The sequence below is a fragment of the Micromonospora sp. NPDC047753 genome (assembly GCF_040642735.1).
In the GTDB taxonomy this organism is placed as follows: domain Bacteria; phylum Actinomycetota; class Actinomycetes; order Mycobacteriales; family Micromonosporaceae; genus Micromonospora.
In genome coordinates this window covers 1-6,055 of record NZ_JBEYSL010000416.1, presented here as the reverse complement: position 1 = coordinate 6,055, position 6,055 = coordinate 1, and the positions used below count along the sequence as shown (strand labels likewise).

Below are 6,055 nucleotides of genomic sequence, written 5' to 3'. Positions count from 1 at the left end.
CGAGCTCGCCACCGGGCACCACTACCGGGTCGCCGTCGACGCGGACGGTTCGGTGCTCGGCTACGCCGGGCTCGCCGGCGTTCCGCCGGACGAGGTGTGGGTACAGAACATCGCCGTCCGCCGGGACGCCCAGCGGCGCGGCGTAGGCCGTGCCCTGCTGGAGGAGTTGCTCGCCGAGGCGGTCCGGCGCGACGCCGGCAGCACCCTGCTGGAGGTCGCCGTGGACAACGCCGCAGCTCAGCGGCTCTACGCGACGTACGGTTTCGAGCCGATCGGGGTGCGGCGCGGCTACTACCAACCGAGCAACACAGACGCGCTGGTCATGCGGCGCGACGCCGAGCCGACCGGGAACGGACCACACGACAATGGCTGACGAACCACTGATCCTGGGTATCGAGACCTCCTGCGACGAGACCGGTGTCGGCATTGTGCGAGGGCACACCCTGCTGGCCGACGCGCTCGCCTCCAGCGTCGAGGAACACGCCCGGTTCGGGGGTGTGGTACCGGAGGTGGCCAGCCGGGCCCACCTGGAGGCCATCGTGCCGACCATGGACCGGGCCCTGACCGAGGCCGGCGTCACGCTGGCCGACATCGACGCGATCGCCGTGACCTCGGGGCCGGGGCTGGCCGGTGCGTTGCTGGTCGGCGTCGCTGCCGCCAAGGGGTACGCGGTCGCCGCCGAGAAGCCCATCTACGGCGTCAACCACCTCGCCGCCCACGTCGCGGTGGACACCCTTGAGCACGGCCCACTGCCCGAACCCGCCATCGCGCTCCTGGTGTCCGGCGGCCACTCGTCCCTCCTGCTCGTGGACGACCTGGCCCGGGGTGTCACCCCGCTCGGCGCCACCATCGACGACGCGGCCGGGGAAGCGTTCGACAAGGTCGCCCGGCTGCTCGGGTTGCCGTTCCCGGGAGGTCCGCCCATCGACCGGGAGGCCCGGGCCGGCGATGCCGCCTCGATCGCCTTCCCCCGCGGTCTGACCGCCGCGAAGGATCTCGCCGCCCACCGGTACGACTTCTCGTTCTCGGGCCTGAAGACGGCTGTGGCCCGGTGGGTCGAGGCCCGTCAGCGTGCCGGTGAGCCGGTTCCGGTGGCCGACGTGGCCGCGTCCTTCCAGGAGGCGGTCTGTGACGTCCTGACCAGCAAGGCGCTCGCCGCCTGCCGGGCGCAGGGCATCGAGACCCTGGTCATCGGCGGGGGAGTGGCGGCGAACTCCCGGCTGCGGGCGATGGCCGAGCAGCGAGCCGAGAAGTACGGCATCCGGGTCCGGGTACCCCGGCCGAAGCTCTGCACCGACAACGGCGCGATGGTGGCCGCGCTCGGTTCGCACCTGGTCGCCGCCGGGGTCGCTCCGAGCCGACTGGACCTGCCAGCCGATTCGGCGCTGCCGTTGACCACGGTCAGCGTGTGACGGGGGCGGCGGACATGATCGTGCGGATGTGGGAGGCGCGTGCCGAGGCGTACGGAGTCGCCGACCTGATCACCTGGGTGTGCGACACCGCCCTGCCCGAGTTGGAGCACGACCCGCTCCACGTCTCCAGCGAGGTCTTCTCCTCCACCGACCACCGGGTGGTGGTGATCTCCAAGTGGCGCAGCAGCCCCCGCCCGCTGCCGGACCCGCCAGCCCTGCTGGTGGCCCGCGCCCCGCACTCCTGGGACTTCACCCAGGTCGACAGGTGACGCGAGCCACCAACCAGGCCACCTCGACCTGTCAGCTGCGGCGCAGCATCCGGTAGGTGGCGATTCCGCCGGTGCCGAGCGCGGCGAGGAAGACCAGCCACACGACGGTGCTGCTGACTCCGGGCTGCGGGCCGGCGTTCGCCCCGGCGGCGGCCAGCAGGCCGTCCTGGCCGGGGGCGGGCAGCGCGGCCGGCGGCAGTTCGGGCCACCGAACCAGTCCCGTGGACTCCAGCATCTGCATGTGGTGCGTGACGAAGCCGGTGGCGTCCTCGCAGAGCTTGCGGACGGTGGCGTCCCGGGTGCTGGCCCGTACCGCGCTGATCACCGGGAGAATGCCGCCATGAGCGACCCGGAGGCGGGTCACGAAGATCTGGTCGAACCGGGCGCCGGAGGCGTCCTTCATCTCCGTCAGCCAGCCCTTCTGTTGGGCCGTCGGCTCGCTCGGGATGGTCGCGCCCAGCTTGTTGGCCGCCTCCACGACGAGTTCGTCTAGCCGCTGGTGCTCGCTGGCGATGCCGGCGCCGATCTCCCGTACCTTCGCCGACTGTCCCTTCTCGGCGGCCATCTGGCCGGCTGGCATCTCCCACAGCCCGGCCAACCGCACCCCGTTGAGCAGTGTCATGTCGGCGGCGTTGAGCTGTCGCCCGCCGGCGGGGGCGGCGATGGCCGCGCCGGGTAGGACACCGACCCCCGCGATGATCGCGATGAGCAGCATCGCCGCTCGGTGGGTCCGGGTGCCCAGTCGGCGATGGGCGGATCTGAGCGGTGCCATGTCTGTGGTGCCTCCTCGGTCCGGACCGAACGCGTCTGGACCGGGCAGCCGCGCCTTGCCGGTTGCCCGTCCGCCCACTGGTACGGGCTGATCGCGCGATCAGTTCATCGCGAAGCGAAGCGGATCAGCGGGTGACAGCGAGCAGCTCGACATCCACGGCGGACAGCGTACGGATCAGCCCACGTCGAGGGGGTCGGCGAGGAGCCGTTCGAAGGCCAGCTCGGCGGCGCCGATCAGGGGCGCGTCCGTACCCAGTTTCGGCGTACGCAGCCGGACGTGCTCCAGGCAGGCGCCGAGCGCGTTGGAGTTGAGCCGGCTGCGGATCTGGGCCGCCGCCGCGAGGTAGAGGTCACGCATGGTGCCGCCGAAGATGACCATCTCGGGGTTGAAGACGTTCACCAGGTTGGCCACCCCGAAGCCGAGCCAGTCGCCGGCCTGGCGAACCGCCGTCTGGGCGCGGGCGTCCCCGCGGTCGGCCGCGTCGAAGACCTCCAGCAGCGCGTCGCGGCCCCGGGCGTCGGAGCGCCCGGCGGCACGCAACAGGCCGTGCTCGCCGATCTCGGTCTCCCAGCAACCCCGGGACCCGCACTCACAGGGTTTGCCGTCGCGGACCACCTTCATGTGGCCGACCTCGCCGCCGTACCCGCCGTGCCCGGTCAGCCGGCGCCCACCGGCGATGATGCCGGCACCCACGCCCACGTCGCCGTACAGGTAGAGAACGTTGTCACAGCCCGCAGCCACACCTCGTGCGTGCTCGGCGAACGCGGCGACGTCGGCCACGTTGCCCACTGTGACCGGTACGTCGATGCCCAACTCGTCGGCGAGGGCAGCGCCGATCGGCTCGTCCACCCAGCCGGTGGTGGGGCCGAGTCGGACCAGGCCGTCGTCCCGGCGGACCATGCCGCAGACCGCGACGCCGGCGCCGACGCAGATCGCGTCCGCCGGCACCAGTTGCTGCATCTCCTTGACCGCGCCGGCCAGCAGCGGCGCGGCCTCCGCGGCCAGCAGACCGCGCGGCCGGTCCAGGTCCCGGCGGTCCAGGACCGAGCCACCCAGCCCGATCCGGGCGGCGCGCAGCCGGTCCACCTCCACCGAGTACGCGTACGCGTAGACCCGGGTCGACTCGGGCCGGACGACCAGTGAGGGTCGTCCGGCCCGGCCGGTTTCCTTCGGTGCACCTTCGCTGACCAGCCCCACCGCGGACAGGTCGGCGGTGAGCGCGCCGATGGTGCTGCGGTTGAGGCCCAGCGTGGTGGTCAGTTCGGCACGCGTGGTCGCCCCGTGGACATGCACGTGCCGCAGCAGGGCCCCAAGGTTCTGCCGTCGGACGTCATCCTGGCTCGGTCCTGGGCGCATGCTGGTGCTACCTCCCGCGCGGTCAGCGGGTGCCGGTGGCTGCCGCGCGGCGGCGGGAGAGCGCGTCGACGCTGGCGGCGAGCAGCAGCACGACGCCCGTGACCACGTACTTGACTCCCGCGTCGTACCCCATCAGGCCCATTCCGTTTTCGATGACCGCGACCACCGCGCCGCCGAGTACGGCGTCGAGGACGCGGCCCTTGCCACCGAAGAGGCTGGTGCCACCGATCACGGCTGCGCCGACCGCGTAGAGCAGTACGTTACTGCCCCCGGTGTTCGGGTCGACCGAGTTGGCCCGGCTGGCCGCCACGATGCCACCGATGGCGGCCATCGAGGAGCAGATCACGAAGACCGAGACCCGGATCCGGTCGACGCCGATGCCGGCCCGGCGGGCAGCTTCGCGGTTGCCGCCCACGGCGTAGATGTGCCGGCCGTAGCTGGTGCGTTGGAGCACGAAGGTCCAGATGATCAGCAGCACCGCGATGATCGGCACCACGATCGGTACACCCTTGAGTGAGCTGATCAGGACGTTGCGGCTGCGCTCCAGGTTGAGCACGTACACCGCGGTGCCGAGGATGACGGCGAGCCCGCCGATCCGCAGCGCCACCACCGCGAGCGGGTCGGTGATCAGGCCGCGGGCCACCCGGGTGCGGTGGCGCAGCAGTTGCACCGCCGCGTAGCCGATGACCGCGAGGGCGGTCAGCGCCCAGCCCAGCGTGGGGGCGAGGTTGCGGTTGGCGATGGCGACCAGCACGTCGTCGCGGACGGAGATGTTGGTGCCCTCTTTGACGAGCAGCAGTACGACGCCCTGGAAGGCGAGGAAGCCGGCGAGGGTGACCACGAAGGACGGAATGCCGATCTTCGCCACGAGCATGCCGAGCGTGGTGCCGATGACCACACCGGTGGCGACGGCGGCGAGCACGGCGACCCACCAGGGGTAGCCGAGCACTGTGACCACATTGGCCAGCACCGCAGCGCAGACGCCGCTGGCGAAGCCGGCGGAGAGGTCGATCTCGCCGAGCAGCAGCACGAAGACCAGGCCCATCGCGATCAGCGTGACCGCCGCGCCCTGGGTGAAGAGGTTGGCGAAGTTGCCGGCCGACAGGAACGACGACGGCCGCATGATCGCGAAGACGGTGCAGAGCACGATCAGGCCGAGGACGGCTGGTAGCGCGCCGACGTCGCCACCGCGTACCCGGCTCAGGTAGTTGCGGAAGTGGCCCCCGATGGTCGGCGTCGGTGTGACGGCGGCGGGGTCGTCCTTCCGCACGGCGGTGGTGGTCATCGGGCGCCTCCTGAGATCGAGTCGGCCGCCTGCGGGCCGTCGCCGTTGCTGCCCGGGTCGGTGGCGAGGCCGAGCCCGCCCGAGCGCCCGGCGGTGATCAGCTCGACCACCTGGGCGTGGGTGATGTCGGTGGTCTTCACCTGGGCGACCATCTGGCCGAGGTACAGCGCGGCGATCCGGTCGGAGACGGCGAAGACGTCGTTCATGTTGTGCGAGATGAGCACCACGGCCAGGCCGTTGTCGGCGAGGCGTCGGACCAGTTCGAGCACCTGGGCGGTCTGTGCCACGCCGAGCGCCGCGGTCGGCTCGTCCAGGATGACGAGCTTGCTGTTCCAGAGCACCGCCTTGGCGATGGCCACGGTCTGTCGTTGACCGCCGGAGAGGCTGGACACGTGCTGCCGGAGTGAGGTGACGGTGCGGATGGAGAGCCCCGCCAGGGTTTCGGCGGCGAGCTGTTCCATGGTCGGCTCGTCGAGGACGATGCCGCTGCGCTTCTCCCGGCCGAGGAACATGTTCTGCACGATGTCCAGGTTGTCGCAGAGCGCGAGGTCCTGGTAGACGACCTCGATGCCGAGCGTGGCAGCGTCGCGGGGGCTGCCGATGTGCACCGGTTCACCGTTGAACAGGAACTCTCCGGCGTCGGTGGGGTGGATGCCGCTGATGCACTTCACCAGGGTCGACTTGCCGGCGCCGTTGTCGCCGACCAATGCGGTCACTTCACCCGGGTGGACGGTCAGGGCGACGTCGCGGAGCACCTGGACGGGACCGAAGCTCTTGTCGATCCCGCGGAGTTCCAGCAGGGGGGTCGCGGACACGGGGGTCTCCTTCTTAAGGGAGGGTCGGGGCCCGTCCGGCGGGCGCCGCCCGGCACGGGAGGGGGTATCCGGCCTGCAGAGATCGCTGATCAACCTCCGCTTCGTCACTCACAGTAGTGTTACAAAAAGATAAATGTGATCGCGAC

The 6,055-nt window shown here is 71.2% G+C and carries 7 protein-coding genes; 3 read left to right on the top strand and 4 right to left on the bottom strand.

The genetic code is table 11. The annotated features are described in order from the left end of the window. From rimI to ABZ749_RS27145, 3 genes are all read left to right on the top strand, one after another. On the top strand, window positions 1-373 hold a 373-nt coding region (gene rimI, locus ABZ749_RS27155), incomplete at its 5' end, for a ribosomal protein S18-alanine N-acetyltransferase (RefSeq protein WP_357232790.1). Further along, window positions 366-1,412 (top strand): tRNA (adenosine(37)-N6)-threonylcarbamoyltransferase complex transferase subunit TsaD, encoded by a 1,047-nt coding sequence (tsaD, locus tag ABZ749_RS27150; protein WP_091402289.1) that lies wholly within the window; start codon window positions 366-368, stop codon window positions 1,410-1,412. The genes rimI and tsaD, both read left to right, overlap by 8 nt. 14 nt (window positions 1,413-1,426) lie before the next feature. After that, on the top strand, window positions 1,427-1,681 hold the full coding sequence (locus ABZ749_RS27145) for a hypothetical protein (protein ID WP_039906914.1): 255 nt from the start codon (window positions 1,427-1,429) through the stop codon (window positions 1,679-1,681). A 31-nt stretch (window positions 1,682-1,712) separates the two neighbouring features. Here the strand turns inward: ABZ749_RS27145 and ABZ749_RS27140 are convergent, their stop codons facing one another. The 4 genes from ABZ749_RS27140 to ABZ749_RS27125 form a co-directional block, all read right to left on the bottom strand. After that, window positions 1,713-2,453 carry a DUF4142 domain-containing protein gene (locus ABZ749_RS27140; RefSeq protein ID WP_357232787.1) on the bottom strand — a complete coding sequence of 247 codons (741 nt, stop codon included), beginning with the start codon at window positions 2,451-2,453 and terminating at the stop codon, window positions 1,713-1,715. Between the two features lie 174 nt (window positions 2,454-2,627). Beyond that, window positions 2,628-3,809, bottom strand: a complete 1,182-nt coding sequence (locus tag ABZ749_RS27135; protein WP_357232785.1) for an ROK family protein — start codon at window positions 3,807-3,809, stop codon at window positions 2,628-2,630. 22 nt (window positions 3,810-3,831) lie between these two features. Then, window positions 3,832-5,094 carry an ABC transporter permease gene (locus ABZ749_RS27130; protein WP_357232783.1) on the bottom strand — a complete coding sequence of 421 codons (1,263 nt, stop codon included), beginning with the start codon at window positions 5,092-5,094 and terminating at the stop codon, window positions 3,832-3,834. Further along, window positions 5,091-5,909: an ATP-binding cassette domain-containing protein gene (locus ABZ749_RS27125; RefSeq protein WP_357206748.1), complete on the bottom strand. Its 819-nt coding sequence runs from the start codon at window positions 5,907-5,909 to the stop codon at window positions 5,091-5,093. Before ABZ749_RS27125 ends, ABZ749_RS27130 begins: the two co-directional genes overlap by 4 nt. Between the last annotated feature and the right edge of the window lie 146 nt (window positions 5,910-6,055).